The sequence below is a fragment of the Winogradskyella haliclonae genome, assembly GCF_014635865.1.
In the GTDB taxonomy this organism is placed as follows: domain Bacteria; phylum Bacteroidota; class Bacteroidia; order Flavobacteriales; family Flavobacteriaceae; genus Winogradskyella; species Winogradskyella haliclonae.
This window is the reverse complement of record NZ_BMDQ01000001.1, coordinates 125,175-145,889: the sequence shown is the minus strand read 5'-3', so window position 1 is coordinate 145,889 and position 20,715 is coordinate 125,175. Positions and strand designations below refer to the sequence as shown.

The following is a 20,715-nucleotide window of genomic DNA, read 5'->3' as shown; positions in this document are numbered from 1 at the left end:
TTGGAAGTACTAACCGTAACATCAACATTAAAAGACCGTTTTTTAGAGATTAGAAAAAATACAGAGCGCATATGCAGCTCTCTAGAAAAAGACGATTTTTCCACTCAACCTGTTGCATATGTTTCTCCTCCTAAGTGGCACTTAGGGCATACGACTTGGTTTTTTGAACAGTTTGTTTTATCAGAATATAAAAAAGATTATCGCTTGTTTAGTGACGATTTTTCATATTGCTTTAATAGTTATTATAACAATGTTGGAGATCGTATTCTAAGGGCTAATAGAGGTAATATGACGCGCCCGACAATTGATGATGTATTTAACTATAGAAGATATGTAAGTCAGCACCTATCAGAATTTTTGGATGAAGATTTAAGTGCAGATATTTTGGAAATAGTTGAGATAGGTATGCAGCATGAACAGCAGCATCAAGAACTCTTAACCTACGATATAAAATACATATTCGGAAATCAACCAGCCTTCCCGGCATTAGAAACAAACATTCAATTACAACAAGAGATTGATAATGGTTTTATTGAAATCAATGAGGGTGTATATGAAATAGGTCATAAAAGCAAAGAATTTTGTTTTGATAATGAATTGGGAGTTCACAAAACATATATTCATAAATGCAAAATTGCTAGTAAATTGGTTACCAATGGTGAGTACATTGAGTTTATTGAAGCAGGTGGTTACACAAATTTTAACCTTTGGCATGCTGATGGTTGGGATTGGGTAAAATCTGAACAGATAACATCTCCCATGTATTGGCATAAACACAAAGGCATTTGGATGCAATACACTTTAAAAGGACTTGTTGAAGTAGATTTAAATTTGCCTGTTAACCATGTGAGTTTTTATGAAGCTTGGGCTTTTGCTGAGTGGAAAGGCATGCGTTTACCTACAGAGTTTGAATGGGAAGTTGCTTCAAAACAATTAAACTATGGCCAACTTTGGGAATGGACCAATAGTGCATATTTGCCTTATCCTAACTATCAAAAAGCTGAAGGTGCTATTGGTGAGTATAACGGCAAATTTATGGTGAATACTATGGTCCTGAGAGGCGCTTCATTAGCAACACCAAAATACCATTGTAGACCAACTTACAGAAACTTTTTTACGCCTGATACCAGATGGCATTTTTCTGGAATACGACTAGCTAAATAAGATGACAGATACATTCGCTAAAGATGTGCTAGCTGGTTTAACGGCAAAAAACAAGCACTTGTCTTCAAAATATTTTTACGACGATAACGGAAGTCGCATATTTCAAGAGATAATGAATATGCCCGAGTATTATTTAACCGATGCAGAATTTGAGATTCTCTCGATGCAATCCAGACAAATAATAGAAGCTTTAGAATTTTCTCAACCTTTTAATATTATAGAGTTAGGTGCTGGAGATGGTTTTAAGACATTTAAGCTATTAGAAAATTTGGTTAATCAAAAGATAGACTTCAAATATGTACCTATAGATATTTCGCAAGAAGCGATGGATATTTTAACTAAACGACTTAAAGAACGTCTTCCAGATTTAAATATAAAACCACAAGTCGGTGATTATTTTGAAATCCTTAAAGTTAATAGAGAAAGTATTTACCCTAGCTTATTATTGTTTTTAGGATCTAATATTGGCAACTACCAAAACGATAAGGCCATAGAACTTTTGAAATTATTTAATGATAATATGAAAGATGGCGATAAGCTTCTTATTGGTATGGATCTTAAGAAAAATCCAGTAACCATCCATAATGCGTATTATGACAAACACGGTATAACCAAACGTTTTAATCTCAATTTATTACTACGTATTAATCGAGAGTTAGATGCAGATTTTAAAGTAGATGATTTCGATTTTTACTGTCATTATAATCCAGATAATGGTGAAGTAAAAAGCTATCTTGTTAGTCTAAGAGAACAAAAAGTAAATATTAAAAAGCTTAACAAAACCATTGACTTTGGATATCATGAGTTGATATGGACTGAGCTTTCCAAAAAGTATAGTTTACAAGACATAAAGTTATTAGCAGAAGAGACAAAATTTAAACTCAATTATAATTTCTTAGACTGTAAACATTTCTTTACAGATAGTCTCTGGGAGAAATAATAATTATCTTCTAGGAAATTTGTCCAACTAATATTTCTAACTTTTAATTATCTTAGAGATAATTAATCTAACCAATATTTCTACCATGAATAGAAATTTTAAGCTCAGTCTTTTTCCTCTGTTAACTATTTTTTTAAGTGGTTGTGCAACTATGCAGATGCAAGTAGACCAATCAAAAGTAGCCCAGTATCCAACAGATAAGGAGTTATTGCATTCTTTTTATTTAATTGGTGATGCGGGTAATTCAAAACTTGGAGAAACAGATTTGGCCATTCAAGATTTTAAAGCGGCATTAAATCAAGCTAACTCTAATAGTACTGCAATTTTTCTTGGAGATAATATTTATCCTAATGGATTTAATTTAAAAGATAAAGAGAGCGAAGAGTTAGTAAAGCATAGACTACAAGTGCAGATAGATGCTGCTAAAAACTTTAAAGGAAATACAATTTTTATACCAGGAAATCATGACTGGTATAGCCAATTAAAAGGCCTTAAGAAACAAGAAAAATTTGTAGAAGACGCTCTGGGTAAAAATACATTTTTACCTGAAAATGGTTGCCCAATAGAAAGGGTTAAGATTTCTGATGATGTTGTTTTAATCCTCATCGATTCGCATTGGTATATCACCAATTGGGATAAGCATCCAACAATAAATGATGATTGCGAAATTAAAACAAGAGCAGATTTTTTACTAGAATTAGGTAGTGAAATAAAGAAAGCTAGAGGGAAAACAACATTAATAGCATTACATCATCCAATGTTTAATAATGGTTCTCATGGGGGACAATATTCTTTTAAAAGTCATATGAAACCGCTTCCCGTAATAGGAACTTTAAAAAATGTCGTAAGAAAAACAGGAGGTGTTATTGATGTAGATGTACAAAATAAGATGTATAGCGAGCTTCAGAAACGAGTTGTAAGTCTAGCCAGACAAAATGATAAAGCTGTTTTTGTTTCTGGTCATGATCATAGTCTTCAGTATTTAGTTAATAGTGACTTGCCGCAAATAATTAGTGGCTCAGGTTCTAAAGCTTCAGCTGTAAGATTAATAGGTAATGGTCAATTTGCATACGGCGCAAATGGTTATGCAAGATTAGATGTATTTAAAGATGGTTCATCTTTTGTTCGTTTTTATGAAGCAGGAAAAGATGCGGTAGTTTTTCAGACAGAAGTTCTAAAGCCAAATCAAAAAGCAAACTTAAAGGACTATCCAGAGAGCTTTCCAAAAGAAAAAATCGCTTCAATTTACACAAATGAAGAAGTAGAAAAATCAGGGTTCCATAAGTTTCTTTGGGGAGACAGATATCGTAAACAATTTGGAACTGAGGTAAAAGCACCAATAGTAAGTTTAGACACATTATTTGGCGGAGTGTTTCCTGTTAGAAAAGGTGGTGGTAACCAGTCAAAATCCTTACGGTTGGAAGATAAAGAAGGTCGTCAGTATGTAATGCGAGCATTAAAAAAACAAGCCTCTCAATACTTGCAAGCTATTTTGTTTAAAGACCAATATATAGGGGATAAATTGGATGATAGTTTTGCATCAGATTTATTGCTAGATGTCTTTACAGGTGCGCACCCATATGCGCCTTTTGTGGTAGGAGATTTAGCTGATGCTATTGGAGTGTACCATACAAATCCTGTCTTGTATTACATTCCTAAACAAAAAGCGCTTGGCAACTTTAACTCTGACTTCGGCGATGAACTATATATGATTGAAGAACATACTTCTGAAGGTCATAATGATAAAGCCAGTTTCGGTTATAGTAATACATTGATAAGCACTACAGATATGATGAAGAAGATTCATGAGGATGAAGATATTATCATTGATGAAGCGGCATATATTAAAGCACGTTTGTTTGATATGCTTATTGGAGATTGGGATAGACATCAAGACCAATGGCGCTGGATAGAGTTTAAAGAAAATGGCAAGAAAGTGTATCGCCCTATGCCAAGAGATAGGGATCAAGCATTTTCTAAGATGAGTGATGGATTCTTGCTTACTGCCGCTGTAAAATTAATACCTACTGCTGGTTTATTAAGAAGTTATAATGAAGACTTAGTAGATGTAAAAGGTGTTAATGTGGAGCCATATCCTTTAGATATGGAGTTAATTCAAGACGCTGGTAAAGACGTTTGGGATGAACAAGTACGTCTTATTCAAAATAATGTAACTGATGCTATTATAGAAAAGGCATTTTTAAATATACCAGAGGAAGTAAGGGATGGTAAGGTTGATGAAATTAAGAGATTGCTTAGAGCAAGACGCGGAAATCTTCAAAAAATATCTGACAGATATTTTGATGTTGTTGCTAAATTTTCAGTCATAAAAGGAACAAACAAAGACGATTGGTTTGATATTGAGCGCATGCCAAACGGAAAAACAAAAGTTACGGCATATAGAATTAAAGATGGTGAAAAAGCTGATATATTCCATGAACGTACCTTTAGTAGAAATCAAACCAAAGAAATTTGGATTTATGCTTTGGACGATGATGATGTATTTAACGTTTTTGGAGAAGGCGACCGACTCATAAAAATTAGATTAATAGGCGGACAGAATAATGATACCTATGATATTAAGAATGGGAAGAAGCTTAAATATTACGATTATAAATCAAAGAAGAACACTTTTGTTACTAATAAAGGTTCAAGAAAACTTACGGATGATTATGAAACAAATGTCTATAACTACAAGAAGCTAAAAAATAATACAATACAAACTGTACCATCGATTGGCTTTAATCCCGATGATGGTTTTAAAATTGGTTTTTCAAGTACATTAACTAACTACACGTTTGAAAGAAATCCATTCTCATCACGGCATACAATTACAGCAGGATATTTCTTTGCAACTAGTGGTTTTGATATAGGTTACACCGGAGAGTTTGCTAATATCGTAAGACAGGCCAATCTTAAAATAGATGCCAGGTTTACAAGTCCTAATTTTGCACGTAACTTCTTTGGTTTTGGTAATAGTACACCAAACCTAGAACCAGATAACGATGCAATAGAATTAGATTTTAATAGAGTTAAAATAAGAACTTTAAGAGTTTCACCAGCACTAGTTTGGAAATCGCAATATGGATCTGAGTTTGAGATTGGAGCTACGTATGAGTCTAATGAGGTAGATCGTACACCAGGTCGTTATTTAGAAACGATTACAACACCAACAGATGCCGTTTTTGATAAGCAAGATTTTTATGGTGCACATGCAAAATATATCTACGATATTAAAGATAGCAGCTCGTTTCCAACCTTAGGAATGCTATTTGGTCTCGAAGCTGGTTTCAAAAATAATGTTAGTACCTCTAAAGGTTTTGGATATATCATACCTGAGTTAGGTTTTGATTATAAAATTACGAATAAAGGAAGTGTAGTATTAGCAACTAAATTAAGAAGTCAGATTAACTTAGGCGATGATTTTGAGTTTTATCAAGCAGCAACATTGGGAGATTCTGAAGGCTTGCGCGGATTTAGGAGAGAGCGTTTTGCAGGTAAACAATCTTTTGTACAGAGTACAGATTTAAGATTTAACTTAAGACGCAAAGGCGCCAATTTTTTACCTTTTAATGTAGGCTTTTATGGGGGCTTTGATTATGGTCGCGTATGGATAGATGATAATAGAGTTCTAAATCCAATGTTTAATGAAAGTGGATGGAATACATCTGCAGGAGGTGGTGTTTTTGTAAGTGCTTATAGTATGTTTACAGCTAACGTCTCTGCATTTAGTAGTGATGACGGATTACGACTAGCCTTTAGATTAGGTTTTGGATTCTGATAATCACTTTATATAATTTAAAAACCAGTGATTAATCACTGGCTTTTTTATGTTTTCTAATCTATATTGTATTCATATACATTTCCGCCTATTACACCTAAATACTCATCAGCAATATAAAGGGTGCTATCGTTTTTAAAAGCAACACTTTCTTTCTGAGAAGCATACTCAAACACGTAGCGTTTATAGTCAGACTTAAAGAATTTATTTCCTTTTAGTTTTGAGAAAACCAAAACAGAATTCTCAGTCAGAAGCGCAAGTTTAGTGCCTTTTTCATTAATATCTGCTGAAGTAACCCAGCATTCAGACTGGTCACATGTATTAAATGTATCTATATATTCAGCTTTATAATTTCCTTTTGTTGTAGGTAATCTGTAAAGGTTAGTTTTGCCTGGGTTTTTAGGAGCACGGCTTTTGGTAAAAAGATAAAGAGAGTCCTTGTAAAAGAAAAAGGCTTCACAATCAAAATGACGTTTGCTCTTCTTAGGAGGGAATTTTTTTTGTTCGGGATACGTAAAACTAATGACCTTTGGTTTAATAGATTCTTTATTTTTACTCAAGTCTTTTGCAGTAATCTTTAATATAGAGAGTTGCTCACTATCATTACCATTGTTGCCAAAATTCCCTATATAAATATTACCTTTTGGATCAATTGTTAAATCTTCCCAATCTCTATTTTTAGCTTTTATTTTTATGACTTTTATAATGTCTCCAGTTCGGTTTAGGCCATACAGAATAGGTTTATTGCCACTATCATTAACCATCCAAAACAGACTGTCTTTTGAATCAGTTTCTAATCCAGAAACTTCATTAAGGTCAACAGGTAAATCCATTATAACTTTAAGCTCTCCAGTTTCACAACTAAGAGCTAATAAGCAAATAATAAAAAAGTATTTACGCATAAAGGCTTCCTAATTTATAATGCTAAATTTACAGCGATAATTTTAAGGAACTGACTTTTTGAAGAATTTTAATTCAGATTTGGATATTGCAATTGTTGGCGGCGGTGCAGCAGGTTTTTTTGCGGCTATTAATATTGCAGAGCAAAATCCAAACCTTACAATTGCTATTCTTGAGCGAGGAAAAACAGGTTTGCAAAAAGTAAAAATTTCTGGAGGTGGGCGTTGCAATGTAACACATGCCGAGTTTATACCTTCAGAACTTGTTACAAACTATCCTAGAGGCAAAAAAGAGTTACTAGGACCTTTTCATACGTTTATGACAGGTGATACTATTGCTTGGTTCGAAGAACGTGGTATTGCCCTTAAAACTGAAGAAGATGGTCGTATGTTTCCTGTATCTAATTCCTCACAAACAATAGTTGATTGTTTTATAAATCAAGCAAAAAAGCATCATGTAAATGTGATGTATAATTACTCCGTAAAATCAATTAATGTACAAGAATATGGGTTTACCTTAAAAACCAGTAAAGAAGATATTTCCTGTAAAAAAATAATCATAGCCACTGGGAGCAATCCTAAAATCTGGAATCTTTTAGAAGACTTAGGTCATACTATTGTTTCACCAGTACCTTCATTATTTACCTTTGATATTAGAGATGAACGTATTAAAGATATTCCTGGGGTTGTAGCAAAAAATGTTGAGGTTAAGGTATTAGGTACAAATTTAGAATCTCAAGGGCCATTGCTAATTACACATGTGGGTATGAGTGCGCCTGCAATTTTAAAATTGTCTGCTTTTGGTGCAGTAGAATTGGCAAAACTTAATTATAACTTTAAAATAAGCGTCAATTTTATTCAACAGGATACAGAGGATTGTTTAAATGGTTTAAAAGAATTGAAATTAACCTTAGCTAAAAAAATAGTCTATAAAGCACCACAGTTTAACTTGCCAAAACGTCTATGGAAAGAGTTAGTTCTAGCATCTAATATTAGTGAAGAAGAACGTTGGGCAGATTTAGATAAAAATCAACTAGAAGCTCTAGCAAGTCAGCTTACCAATGCCATTTTTAAAGTTACAGGAAAAAGTACGTTTAAAGAAGAGTTTGTTACAGCAGGTGGCGTAGATTTAAAAGAAATCAATTTTAAGACCTTTGAGAGTAAGTCTATTCCAAACCTATATTTTGCAGGTGAGGTTATCAATGTAGATGCCGTAACAGGTGGGTTTAATTTCCAAAATGCGTGGACTAGTGCGTATATTGCTGCACAATCTATAACTAAAAAATGAAAATATATATAGCACTTTTAAGGGGTATTAATGTCGGTGGACACCGAAAAGTCCTTATGGCTGAGTTGCGAGAATTACTGTCTAAGTCAGGCTTAAAAGATGTGCAAACTTATATACAAAGTGGTAATGTTGTGTTTCAGTCTTCTGATACTGCAAAACATATCAAATCAAACATTGAAAAAGCCATTTTAGATTATTTTGGTTTTGAAGTAACAACGCTTATCAAAACTGATGACCAATTAAAAGCCATTTTCGATAACTGTCCTTTTCAGAATGAAGAAAAAGAAAAAAGCTATTTTATGATGCTCGATAGCATCCCAGATAAAATAGGTTTAGAAGAGGTCTCAGAGTTGTCTTACAGTGGTGAAGAATTTCATATTACAGACAACTGTATTTATTTCTTTTCTGCAAATGGTTATGGTCGTACAAAATTCAACTCAAGTTTCTTTGAGCGTAAGCTTAAAGCCAATGCTACAGCGAGAAATTATAAAACGATGCTAAAATTGTTAGCTATGGTAAAAGAAATTAAGAGTAAGCCTTAGATTTTGCCTATTTTTGCATAACAATTTTTATGAATGACAGAACAAGATTTCACACTTACATCCTATACGTCTAACGTTGAAAACGGTAGCGTAAAATGGGAGTCGCCAAGTAATATTGCTCTAGTAAAATATTGGGGAAAACGCGAAAATCAAATCCCAGAAAATCCTTCAATAAGTTTTACCTTATCTAATTGCAAAACAATTACTGAAGTCACTTATACCAAAAAAGAAGGTGATAATTTTAGTTTTGATGTGATTTTTGAAGGCCAAATAAATGAAGCTTTCAAGCCAAAAATCCAAACATTTTTTGAGCGTATTGAAGCTTATGTTCCGTTTTTAAGAGACTTTCATTTTAAAATTGAAACGTCAAATACATTTCCACATAGTTCTGGTATAGCATCTTCAGCTTCGGGGATGAGTGCTTTGGCTTTGTGCTTGATGAGTATTGAATGTTCACTGAGCGAATTAGAAGTGAACGAATCTTATTTCAACAAAAAAGCATCCTTTTTAGCACGTTTGGGTTCAGGAAGTGCCTGCAGAAGTGTAGAAGGAGAATTGGTTGTTTGGGGAAATAATAAATCAACAGAAAGTTCAGATTTATTCGGCGTTAAGTTTACGGAAGACATTCATCCAAATTTTAAAGACTATCAAGATGCTATTTTATTAGTGGATAAAGGAGAAAAGCAAGTGAGCAGTACCGTTGGCCACAAGTTAATGTTTAGTCACCCTTTTGCTGAAAAACGTTTTGAGCAAGCACATGAACATTTGGCTGAATTAAAAGATGTCCTCATATCTGGAAACCAAAAACGATTTATAGAAATTGTTGAAAGTGAAGCCTTGACCTTACATGCGATGATGATGACGAGCATGCCATACTTTATATTAATGAAACCAAATACGCTAGAAATTATTAATAAAATCTGGCAGTTTAGAGTAGAAACAGGCTCTAATATTTGTTTCACTTTAGATGCAGGTGCTAATGTACATGTCTTATTTCCAAAGGCTGAAGCTGATAAAGTTTATGAATTCATTAAGACCGAGTTGGTTGCGTATTGCCAAAATGGTCACTATATTTGTGATACAGTTGGAAAAGGTGCTAAAAAACTAGCGCATATTTCTGATTAACTAAGAGCTAGCTATGAAAGGTCCCCTATTTTATTCCAAAATTTTGTTATTCGGTGAATACGGAATTATAAAAGATTCTAAAGGTTTATCAATCCCTTATAATTTCTATAACGGGGCGCTTAAATTGGATGAAAACCCTTCTGAAGATGCAAAACAATCTAACGAAAGTTTAAAACGATTTGTTGCATATTTAAAAAGGTTAGATACGAATTTAGTGGTTTTCGATTTTGAGAAGTTACAATCAGATGTTGATTCAGGAATGTATTTCGACTCATCAATACCTCAAGGTTATGGTGTAGGAAGTAGTGGTGCATTAGTAGCGGCTATATATGATAAATATGCTTCAGATAAAATTACAGTTCTAGAAAACTTAACTCGAGAGAAGCTGTTGAAATTAAAATCAATCTTCTCAGCTATGGAGTCTTTTTTCCATGGGAAATCTTCTGGTCTCGATCCATTAAATAGTTATTTGAGTCTTCCTATTCTTATTAATTCTCAGGATAATATTGAAGCTACTGGGATCCCATCTCAAAAAAGTGAAGGCAAAGGTGCAGTCTTTTTATTAGATAGTGGTATTGTTGGAGAAACAGCGCCGATGGTAAGTATTTTTATGGAAAATATGAAAAATGAAGGGTTTCGAAGTATGCTTAAAGAGCAGTTTATAAAACATACAGATGCTTGTGTGGACGATTTCTTAAAAGGTGATATAAAGTCTTTATTCAAAAATACTAAGCAATTATCTAAAGTAGTGTTTAATAACTTTAAACCAATGATACCAAAACAATTCCATGCTTTATGGAAAAAAGGTATCGAAACCAACGACTATTATTTAAAACTTTGTGGTTCTGGTGGCGGAGGTTATATTCTTGGATTTACTGAAAATATAGACAGAGCCAAGGAAGCACTCAAAGGCCAAAAGCTAGAAGTCGTTTACAATTTCTAAATTCATGTTATCTAGGGCTCAAAAACACTTCGTTTTAAAGGTTTTTAGTCTCTTTTCTGTTGTTCGCGGGTATAATATTCTCATAGTAGTTATAGCACAGTATTTGGCATCTATTTATATTTTTGCACCTCATTTTCATTTAAAAGATGTATTATTTGATATTTATCTCTTAATGCTAGTCTTAGCGTCATCTGCGGTCATAGCATCAGGTTATATTATCAATAATTTTTACGACTCTGAAAAAGATTTAATTAATCGTCCTAATAAAAGTATGCTGGATAGATTGGTAAGTCAAAATACCAAGCTATCTATTTATTTTACGCTAAATTTTTTAGCCATTATCTTTGTGAGTTACGTATCTTTTAGAGCAGTAATTTTCTTTGCACTTTACATTTTTGCTATTTGGTTTTATTCACACAAGCTGAAGAAAATGCCAATTACAGGTAATTTGGTTTCGGCGATATTAACAGTAACTCCATTTTTTGCCATATTCATCTACTACAAAAATTTTGAATTGGTAGTTTTTGTTCATGCACTATTTCTGTTTATGCTGATTTCGATGAGAGAATTAACAAAGGATTTAGAAAACATTAAAGGCGATTTGGCATTAAACTATAGAACGATTCCTGTAGTTTATGGCGAAAAAATTTCAAAATACTTATTGACGGGTGCATTAGTAGTCACTTGTACCACTGCAATGATACTTGTCTTTTATTTTGAAATTGGGCATATGTATTATTTCTTCTATGCGAGTGTAATTTTACTGCTTATTTTTCTACTACTGCTATGGAAATCTAATAGGAGAGCCCACTATCTATGGCTTCATAATATTCTAAAGTTTATTATTGTAGCTGGAGTATTTTCAATTATACTTATAAATATTAATCTTGTTTTAAATCGACTCTAAAATGAATACCTCCCTTAAAATCGCAATGGCGCAGATTGCACCAGTTTGGTTAGATAAATCTGCAACACTTCAGAAAATTGAAAAATCTATTAGTGATGCAGCAAAAGAACAAGCAGAACTTATTGTTTTTGGAGAAGCATTATTGCCGGGTTATCCATTTTGGTTGGCCTTAACAGGAGGAGCCGAATGGAATACGGATGTTAATAAAAAGCTTCACGCGCATTATGTCAATAATTCTATCTGTATAGAAAAAGGCGAGCTAGACTCGGTTTGTAAACTAGCAAAAGCGCACAATATTGCGATTTATTTAGGAATTATGGAACGCCCTGAAGACCGTGGTGGGCATAGTATTTATGCATCTTTGGTTTATATAAATCAAGAAGGTAGTGTAGAGTCTGTACATAGAAAGCTACAGCCAACTTATGATGAGCGCTTAACATGGGCACCAGGAGATGGTAATGGATTAAAAGTACATCCGCTCAAAGCATTTACAGTTGGTGGATTAAACTGTTGGGAAAACTGGATGCCACTACCAAGAACTGCATTGTACGGGCAAGGCGAAAATTTGCATATCGCCGTTTGGCCAGGAAGTGACCATAATACGAAAGACATTACACGATTTATAGCAAGAGAGTCACGTTCTTATGTGGTCTCTGTATCTAGTCTAATGGCAAAGTCAGACTTTCCTAAAGACACACCTTATTACAATGAAATCATAAAAAATGCGCCAGATACTTTAGCCAATGGCGGTAGTTGTATTGCAGGGCCAGATGGCGAATGGATTGTAGAACCCGTTTTACATAAGGATGGATTAATCTATGAGACAATAGATTTTAATCGCGTTTTAGAGGAGCGACAAAACTTTGATGTCGTTGGACATTATTCGCGACCAGATGTTACAAAATTAACGGTCAATACTGAGCGTCAAACAACTGTGGAAATAAAGTAGTACATGTAAACTATTGTATTACCTTTGCAAAAAATTTAGTCATGACGAGACAGCAAGGTAATAAAGGGAAAGGAAAGAGAGACGGAAAACAGAAATCCGTAGGAGGAAAGAAGTCATTTTCTAGACAGTATTCTGCGACTAGAAAAAAGACGACCCCTAAAAAACCATCTAATCCAGACGAAATTCGTCTTAACAAATACATTGCAAATTCTGGGATGTGCTCTCGCCGTGAAGCTGATGAAAATATTTCTATAGGTTTGGTAACTGTAAACGGTAAAGTAGTTACCGAGATGGGTTATAAAGTAAAACCAACTGACGAAGTACGTTTCGATGGTCGTCGTATTAATCCAGAACCAAAGGCTTATGTGTTACTAAATAAACCAAAAGGTTTTGCAACTACAACTGCTGAAGGTAAAGGTAGAACCGTGATGGATTTAGTGTCGAATGCTACTAGCGCTAGAATAAAGCCCATTGGTCGCTTAGGGCGTAATTCTTTAGGCTTGTTGTTATTTACTAATGATGATGAAGTTGTACAGAAATTTACCAATTCTAAAAATGGGGTTGCACGATTATTTCAAGTTGAGTTAGATAAAAATTTAAAGTTTGAAGACTTCAAAAAAATAAAAGAAGGTTTTAAGATTAAAGGAAAACTTATTTCAGTAGAAGAAATAAGCTATATTGACGGTGAGTCAAAAAATAAAATCGGTATAAAAATTAAAAATACAGGTAATACTATTTTACGTGCTATTTTTGATGAACTTAAATACGATTTAGTAAAAATAGACTGCGTTTCAATAGGACACCTGACTAAGAAAGATATTCCTAGAGGTCATTGGAAACATTTGACCATACAAGAGGTTAATACTTTAAAAATGCTCTAATAAATATTCGAAAATTGTTTTTGTAATCAAACATTAAACTATCTTTGCACCCCTTTTTAAAAATTAGATATTATGACAGTTAGCGGAAAATTAACTTTCGATGTATTAATAGAAATTCCTAAAGGAAGTCGTAATAAGTACGAGTATGACTTTGAGCTTAATAAAATACGTTTTGATCGTATGTTGTTCTCGTCAATGATGTATCCTGGAGATTATGGGTTTATTCCTGAGACTTTAGCATTGGATGGCGATCCATTAGACGTACTAGTCATGGGTACAGAGCCAACATTTCCCATGTGTGTAATGGAGGTTAAACCAATTGGGGTTTTTCATATGGCTGACGAAAAAGGTCCAGATGAAAAACTAATCTGCGTGCCAGTTACTGACCCTATTTGGAATAGCTACGAGGATATATCAGATTTAAATCCACATCGTAAAAAAGAAATTACACACTTCTTTCAAGTGTATAAAGATCTTGAAAAGAAAAAAGTAGATGTTGGTGGTTGGGGTGATGCTAAAGAAGCTTACGATATCCTTAATAAATGTGTAGAGCGTTATGAAAATAGCGAACATAAAACTAATGGCGATTTTACGATTTAGGTAGATGTAAAGATTGTATTAAAAAAAAGTCCTTTTGCAAGCAATGCAGAAGGACTTTCTTATTAGGTATCATTTTACTACATTTGCCCAGCTAAAAAACTAATCAAATTAAATAAAAACAATATGGAATCATACATGATTTGGATGCCAATAGTTCTGGCTATTTTAGGTTTAATTTATATGCTTATAAAGCGCTCTTGGGTTATGAAACAAGATGCAGGTGATGGTAAGATGAAAGAGATATCTGATCATATTTATGTAGGTGCTCTTGCGTTCTTAAAAGCAGAATACAAACTCTTAACTTTTTTTGTAATCGGAGCAAGTATAGCATTAGCTGGTGTTGCAACAGTTGTAGAGTCTACAAGTTACTTAATTATTATCGCTTTTATTATCGGAGCTGTATTTTCTGCAGTAGCAGGTAATATAGGTATGCGTATAGCTACAAAAACTAATGTAAGAACTACGCAAGCAGCAAAGACGAGTTTACCAAAAGCATTAAACATTTCGTTTGGTGGTGGAACAGTTATGGGACTTGGTGTTGCAGGTTTAGCTGTATTAGGTTTAACGGCGTTTTTTATCCTTTTCTACAAAATGTTTATGGGAGGCGAGTGGACAAACACTACCGATATGACATTGGTATTAGAAACACTAGCAGGTTTCTCTCTGGGAGCTGAGTCTATTGCATTATTTGCACGCGTAGGTGGAGGTATCTATACAAAAGCAGCAGATGTAGGTGCCGATTTAGTTGGTAAAGTAGAAGCAGGTATTCCTGAAGATGATCCCCGTAACCCTGCAACAATTGCAGATAATGTGGGTGATAATGTTGGTGATGTTGCCGGAATGGGCGCTGATTTATTTGGGTCATATGTAGCAACTGTTTTGGCTGCAATGGTACTAGGTAATTATATCATTAAAGATATGGGCGGTGCTATTACTGATGCATTTGGAGGTATTGGACCAATCTTATTACCAATGGCTATTGCTGGAGCTGGAATTATTATTTCAATTATTGGAACATTCTTAGTTAAAATTTCTTCTAACGATGCAAAAGAAGCTCAAGTGCAAAAAGCCCTTAATATTGGTAACTGGACATCTATTGCTTTAGTAGCAGCGGCTTGTTTTGGTTTGGTAACATGGATGCTTCCTGAGACAATGAAAATGGAATTCTTTGGAGAAGGTTTACAGGAAATCTCTTCAATGCGAGTATTCTATGCAACCTTAGTAGGGTTAGTTGTAGGAGGCGCTATTTCTTCTTTTACAGAATATTACACAGGATTAGGTAAAAAGCCAATCTTAAATATCGTACAACAATCAAGTACTGGTGCAGCCACAAACATAATTGCAGGTTTGGCAACAGGTATGATTTCTACATTTAGCTCTGTATTATTATTTGCTGTTGCTATATGGGCTTCATACGCCTTTGCAGGATTTTATGGTGTAGCAATGGCAGCATCAGCAATGATGGCAACAACAGCAATGCAATTGGCTATTGATGCATTTGGACCTATTGCTGATAACGCTGGCGGTATTGCAGAGATGAGTGAGCAAGAACCAATTGTTAGAGAGCGTACAGATATCCTTGATTCTGTAGGTAATACAACTGCAGCAACAGGTAAAGGTTTTGCAATTGCTTCTGCAGCATTAACAGCATTAGCACTATTCGCGGCCTATGTAACGTTTACTGATATCGACGGTATTAACATCTTTAAGGCACCTGTATTGGCAATGCTTTTTGTTGGAGGAATGGTGCCAGTTGTATTCTCTGCATTAGCTATGAGTTCTGTAGGGAAAGCTGCTATGGAAATGGTAGAAGAAGTAAGAAGGCAGTTTAAAGAAATTCCTGGCATCATGGAAGGTACAGGAAAACCAGAATACGATAAATGTGTAGATATCTCTACTAAAGCCTCTCTAAAACAAATGTTGTTGCCGGGAATATTAACTATCGGTTTTCCAATTGTAATCGTATTAGTAGGAATTTTAATCTATCCAGAGAATCATAAACTAGTAGCAGAAATGCTTGGGGGTTATATGGCTGGGGTATCTGTTAGTGGTGTGCTTTGGGCGATTTTCCAAAATAATGCAGGTGGTGCATGGGATAATGCTAAGAAGTCTTTTGAAGCTGGAGTTGAAATAAATGGTGAAATGACATATAAAGGTTCTGATGCACACAAGGCAGCAGTAACTGGAGATACTGTTGGTGACCCTTTTAAAGATACATCTGGACCATCTATGAATATTTTAATTAAGCTAACATGTTTAATAGGTTTAGTAATAGCACCAATTTTAGGAGGTCATTCTATTGAAGAAGGTTTAGCTAATAGGCAGAGTGAGATTAATATAGAGATGTCTGTAGGGTCAGATGATATAGCAATGGCTAAAATTACTCATACTGCTTTTGTAAAAGGGAAAGAAGTTGTAAGTGAAAAAATAATCAAAGGCACTATAGAAGAAGTTGAAGCCAAGCTTGTAGCTTTTGAAAATTCTAAAGCTTATTTAAAGAGTAAAGTAAAAAAGGTAGAAATTACGAAATAGTAATTTTCAAATCTAAATAAATAAACCACGCTTTCTTAAGTTAAAAGAAAGCGTGGTTTTTTTATATTTGGGTAATGCTAAAAAAAGACCCCCTACAAATTATCCCGTTTTTAACATATGGTACCAAGAACCATTTGTATTTACGAGGTCGGGCATTGGAGGATGAGGATATAGATTTGTCAAAGAAAGGCTGGTTTAATCTTCTGGTTAATTCTTGGAAGCGTTTTGAAACAGACGAAATCCGAAATGCGGTCATTCAAATTAATATTCATAACACTAATTTTGAATTAAAAACAGATGCTGAAGGCTATTACTTAAAAGATACTACCTCAGAAATTGATATTAATACTGATAGTGAAGGTTGGTTAGACTATACAGTAAGTTATAACGATGAAACCATAACACGTCAAATACAATTAAATAATCAGTTTACTGGTGAAATGTTAGTACCATCAGATAATGCACAATTTGGTGTTATTAGTGATATTGATGATACCATTTTGTATACAGGTGTAACTTCAAGATTAAAGTGGAAAGTTATTGTTAATACACTTTTTAAAACGCCTTTAAAACGAAAAGCTTTAGAAGGTACCGTAGAGTTTTACAAATTGCTTCACAATACTGTAAATCCTATTTTTTATGTGAGTAATAGCCCTTGGAATTTGTATCGTTATTTGGCATTCTTTCTGAAATCTAATACATTCCCTAAAGGGCCAATTTTATTACGTGATTTTCGTACACCGTTCGATAAGACACCAAAGCCAGAATTGGCACATAAATATCATGAGGTGTACAATATTTTAAATACATATCCGAATTTAAACTTTATACTTATTGGAGATTGTGGTGAAAAAGATGCCTATATTTATTTAGATGTCGTCAAAAAATTCCCAAATAGAATAGCCGCAATATACCTACGTAGTGTAGATCATAAAAAAAGAATGAAACGTATTCAGAATCTATTTAAAGATTATAAAGAGCTGCCGGTTTTAATCGTTGACGATAGTAAACAAGCGATTGAGCATGCTAAAAAGCATAATTTTATTTTATAGATTTTTTATATGTATTAATTGCAGTTTTACAAAAATCAATAGCAGCTTCTTTATTAAGGTTTTTAATAGACAACGCAAATCCCTTCCAGCTATCACCATAGTAATTTTTATGCGAAGTTGGGTTGATAATATCTACTGAATCATGACCATTATAGCCACTTATATAAAAATAAAAGTCATTAATTAACGTATCTGGCATTGCCATTCCAATTCCGATAGACAGATTCTCATTAATATAAAAAAAAGCGCCAGTGTCAAAATGATGAGGCCAGATTCTAATAGGGGATTTGTAGTTGTTAGATTGTAAAACATTAGATATTACATCTAAAGCCAAATCTCTATTTTTAATTAATTGGCTAAGTTCATTCTGTTGAGCTAATTGAAATTGATAAGAATTTTCAATTATGTTATTTGGAATTTCATAATGTAGATTATAACTATATGGTTTTGTAATTCCATTATTTATACTTGTAAGAGATATCCAGTATACAATGTCCTTATGTGTTTTTCCATCTAAAAGGAAATGCTCTTTATTTCCATTTTGTGCTATCCACTCTAATGAAAAATTTTCGTAATTAAGCCCTAATTTATCTCCATTAGGAAATGGATGTGTTACTAGATTATGATTTGTCCAGCCTAAATTGGTATGACTATCATCAGCTTTTTTTTCGATAAAACTTATCGCCGCAGTTGCTAAATACTGTGCGGTCAAATGCATTGTTTGTCTCATTAATTAAAATTTTATACCAGCATAATTAATACCAGTGAGTTTATGCATGTCATAGTCAAATGTAGAAAGATCATTAGGGTTGAATTTTGAAATATCATCATAACCACATGCTCTAGCAACAACTTTTATCAAATCATTTGTGGCATTAAAATAATTATATAATTGCTTTGCCGAAGACTGAATAATTAATCTGCTTCTCAACGTTTCTTTTTGAGTAGCTATGCCAACAGGGCAATTGTTGGTCCCGCAAGCTCGCATACCTAAACAGCCGATGGCTTGTAATGCAGAATTTGAAACTGCAATGGCATCAGCACCAAGCATCATTGCTTTAGCAAAATCTTCAGCAACTCTTAAGCCACCTGTTATAATTAGACTGATGTTCTTTGCGCCTACTTTATCTAAATATTTTCTTGCTCTTGCTAATGCAGGAATAGTTGGGACATTGATGTGATCTCTTAATATGGTAGGCGCAGAGCCTGTTCCACCACCGCGACCATCTAGAATAATATAATCTACACCAGCGTCTAACGCAAACTGAATGTCCTTTTCAATATGGCTAGCTGCAATTTTAAAACCAATAGGTATGCCACCAGTACGTTCTCTTACCTTATCTCCAAAATCTTTAAAATCTTGCGCTGTATAAAAATTGGGATTTGCTGCGGGAGATATTGCCGTTTCACCTTCGTTTAGTCCTCTAACTTCTGCAATTTCGGCACTTACTTTATTTCCTGGCAAATGACCTCCAGTTCCTGTTTTTGCACCTTGACCACCCTTAAAATGAAATGCTTGGACATTATCTAATTTATCCCAAGAAAAGCCAAATTGAGCTGAAGCTAATTCGTAAAAGTATCTTGAGTTACTTTCTTGCTCTTCAGGAAGCATACCGCCTTCACCAGAACAAATGCCAGTTCCAGCCATTTCTGCACCTTTACTCAATGCTATTTTTGCTTCTCGAGATAATGCCCCAAAACTCATATCAGAAACAAATAAAGGGATGTCTAATTCCAAGGGTTTCTTTGCATTTGGTCCTATAATTACTTTTGTAGCGACGTCGTCTTCATCTAATAGAGGACGAGTAGCCAGTTGTGCCGGTAAAAATTGAATATCATTCCATTTTGGGAGTGTGTTTCTGTCAACTCCCATTGATGCGGAAAATCCATGATGACCAATATTTTTTAAACCATTTTTGGCTAACTCTTTTATGTAACCTGTGTAAGGTTCAGTATCTTCGGGATGAGTGTCTGCGTATGTGCCTAAGTATTCATCGCGATTAAATGGTTGCGGGTGATTAGTTTCAAAATTTATGATTTCATCTTCGTCAATCAACAACGAATCCCCATCAATATATTCTTGAAATTTATGTAGTTGCTCTTCATTATTATATTCACTTACTCCAGTATCATATCTATAATCCCAATGATGAACACCGCAGATGAGGTTATGACCTTCAATATAACCATCTGCTAACAAAGCGCCACGATGATGACATCGTCCATAGAGAACTGAGATGCCTTTTTCATGTTTTATAATTACTAAGTCTGTGTTTTTGACTAGTGCATAAGCAGGTTGCTTATCTTTAAGTTCTGATAGTTTTGCGATTTCAATCTTTCGATTTGCCATTTGGTGAATTGTTTAGATTCTGTAAGTTACAATCTTTGTACGTAAAACAACAATGGCATATTACAACTAAGTCATAGCTGTATAGTTATTGTATAGGTTTTGAGCCTATGATTTTAATTAATTAAAAAATAACTAAGAGTAATCTTAAAACAAACCGTTAATTTCTGCATCAATTTTATTAATAATGCCTCCTAAATCTTCGGGATTTGAAACAAAATCTAGGTCGTCTACATCAATAATTAAAAGGTTGCCTTTAGTGTATTTACTAATCCAGGCTTCGTAACGCTCATTAAGTCGACTTAAATAATCAATACTAATCGTGTTTTCGTAGTCACGTCCTCTCTTATGAATTTGAGCAACCAAATTTGGAATAGAACTACGCAGGTAAATTAATAAATCTGGACCTTTTACAAAAGATTCCATTAGCTCAAAAAGAGATGAGTAATTTTCAAAATCACGATTGGTCATTAGACCCATTGCATGTAGATTAGGTGCAAAAATAAAAGCATCTTCATAGATGGTTCTATCTTGTATAATATCTTTTTTTCCTTGTTGAATTTGATTGACTTGACGGAATCTACTATTTAAGAAATAGACTTGTAAATTAAAGCTCCAGCGCTCCATCTGGTTATAAAAATCATCTAGATATGGATTGTCTACAACATCTTCAAGTTGCGCTTCCCATTTGTAATGTTTGGCTAGTAATTTTGTGAGCGTAGTTTTTCCTGCGCCGATATTCCCCGCAATAGCAACATGCATAAT

17 protein-coding genes are annotated in these 20,715 nt (G+C 34.0%); 13 read left to right on the top strand and 4 right to left on the bottom strand.

From position 1 onward, the window contains the following. From egtB to IEV10_RS00650, 3 genes are all read left to right on the top strand, one after another. Complete coding sequence (egtB, locus tag IEV10_RS00660) at positions 1-1,164, top strand: ergothioneine biosynthesis protein EgtB (RefSeq protein WP_188372765.1); 1,164 nt, start codon at positions 1-3, stop codon at positions 1,162-1,164. Between the two features lies 1 nt (position 1,165). Then, a complete protein-coding gene (locus IEV10_RS00655) occupies positions 1,166-2,104 on the top strand; it encodes an L-histidine N(alpha)-methyltransferase (protein WP_188372764.1) in 939 nt (312 codons plus the stop codon). Positions 2,105-2,189: 85 nt separating this feature from the next. Then, the gene (locus tag IEV10_RS00650; RefSeq protein ID WP_188372763.1) at positions 2,190-5,885 is read left to right on the top strand and encodes a metallophosphoesterase; all 3,696 of its coding nucleotides are present in this window, start codon (positions 2,190-2,192) and stop codon (positions 5,883-5,885) included. A 56-nt stretch (positions 5,886-5,941) separates the two neighbouring features. On the opposite strand, the gene IEV10_RS00645 is transcribed toward IEV10_RS00650, so the two are convergent. Continuing rightward, positions 5,942-6,787 (bottom strand): NHL repeat-containing protein, encoded by an 846-nt coding sequence (locus IEV10_RS00645; protein WP_188372762.1) that lies wholly within the window; start codon positions 6,785-6,787, stop codon positions 5,942-5,944. A gap of 58 nt (positions 6,788-6,845) precedes the next feature. On the opposite strand from IEV10_RS00645, the gene IEV10_RS00640 reads away from it, so the two are divergent. The 10 genes from IEV10_RS00640 to IEV10_RS00595 all read left to right on the top strand — a co-directional run bounded on the left by IEV10_RS00640 (position 6,846) and on the right by IEV10_RS00595 (position 17,603). Then, positions 6,846-8,072 (top strand): BaiN/RdsA family NAD(P)/FAD-dependent oxidoreductase, encoded by a 1,227-nt coding sequence (locus tag IEV10_RS00640; protein WP_229719553.1) that lies wholly within the window; start codon positions 6,846-6,848, stop codon positions 8,070-8,072. Further along, entirely contained in the window at positions 8,069-8,614 is a 546-nt protein-coding gene (locus IEV10_RS00635; protein ID WP_188372761.1) for a DUF1697 domain-containing protein, read from the top strand. The genes IEV10_RS00640 and IEV10_RS00635 overlap by 4 nt, the downstream gene beginning before the upstream one ends. Before the next feature lie 33 nt (positions 8,615-8,647). After that, positions 8,648-9,739, top strand: a complete 1,092-nt coding sequence (locus IEV10_RS00630; RefSeq protein ID WP_188372760.1) for a diphosphomevalonate decarboxylase — start codon at positions 8,648-8,650, stop codon at positions 9,737-9,739. Between the two features lie 13 nt (positions 9,740-9,752). After that, positions 9,753-10,682, top strand: a complete 930-nt coding sequence (locus tag IEV10_RS00625; RefSeq protein ID WP_188372759.1) for a mevalonate kinase family protein — start codon at positions 9,753-9,755, stop codon at positions 10,680-10,682. Between the two features lie 4 nt (positions 10,683-10,686). Continuing rightward, positions 10,687-11,589: a geranylgeranylglycerol-phosphate geranylgeranyltransferase gene (locus tag IEV10_RS00620; RefSeq protein ID WP_188372758.1), complete on the top strand. Its 903-nt coding sequence runs from the start codon at positions 10,687-10,689 to the stop codon at positions 11,587-11,589. A gap of 1 nt (position 11,590) precedes the next feature. Beyond that, positions 11,591-12,538 carry a carbon-nitrogen hydrolase family protein gene (locus IEV10_RS00615; protein WP_188372757.1) on the top strand — a complete coding sequence of 316 codons (948 nt, stop codon included), beginning with the start codon at positions 11,591-11,593 and terminating at the stop codon, positions 12,536-12,538. 41 nt (positions 12,539-12,579) lie between these two features. Further along, positions 12,580-13,419, top strand: coding sequence for a pseudouridine synthase (locus IEV10_RS00610; RefSeq protein ID WP_188372756.1), 840 nt, complete (start codon positions 12,580-12,582; stop codon positions 13,417-13,419). Positions 13,420-13,491: 72 nt separating this feature from the next. Continuing rightward, complete coding sequence (locus IEV10_RS00605) at positions 13,492-14,019, top strand: inorganic diphosphatase (protein ID WP_188372755.1); 528 nt, start codon at positions 13,492-13,494, stop codon at positions 14,017-14,019. 123 nt (positions 14,020-14,142) lie between these two features. Further along, on the top strand, positions 14,143-16,551 hold the full coding sequence (locus tag IEV10_RS00600; RefSeq protein ID WP_188372754.1) for a sodium-translocating pyrophosphatase: 2,409 nt from the start codon (positions 14,143-14,145) through the stop codon (positions 16,549-16,551). A 74-nt stretch (positions 16,552-16,625) separates the two neighbouring features. Then, positions 16,626-17,603 carry an App1 family protein phosphatidate phosphatase gene (locus IEV10_RS00595; protein WP_188372753.1) on the top strand — a complete coding sequence of 326 codons (978 nt, stop codon included), beginning with the start codon at positions 16,626-16,628 and terminating at the stop codon, positions 17,601-17,603. On the opposite strand, the gene IEV10_RS00590 is transcribed toward IEV10_RS00595, so the two are convergent. The 3 genes from IEV10_RS00590 to IEV10_RS00580 all read right to left on the bottom strand — a co-directional run bounded on the left by IEV10_RS00590 (position 17,593) and on the right by IEV10_RS00580 (position 20,712). Further along, positions 17,593-18,333, bottom strand: a complete 741-nt coding sequence (locus tag IEV10_RS00590; RefSeq protein WP_188372752.1) for a hypothetical protein — start codon at positions 18,331-18,333, stop codon at positions 17,593-17,595. The two genes, IEV10_RS00595 and IEV10_RS00590, sit on opposite strands and share 11 nt — an antisense overlap. 3 nt (positions 18,334-18,336) lie before the next feature. Then, a complete protein-coding gene (locus IEV10_RS00585) occupies positions 18,337-19,953 on the bottom strand; it encodes a glutamate synthase-related protein (RefSeq protein WP_188372751.1) in 1,617 nt (538 codons plus the stop codon). A gap of 144 nt (positions 19,954-20,097) precedes the next feature. Further along, positions 20,098-20,712 (bottom strand): deoxynucleoside kinase, encoded by a 615-nt coding sequence (locus tag IEV10_RS00580; RefSeq protein ID WP_188372750.1) that lies wholly within the window; start codon positions 20,710-20,712, stop codon positions 20,098-20,100. Positions 20,713-20,715: the final 3 nt, after the last annotated feature.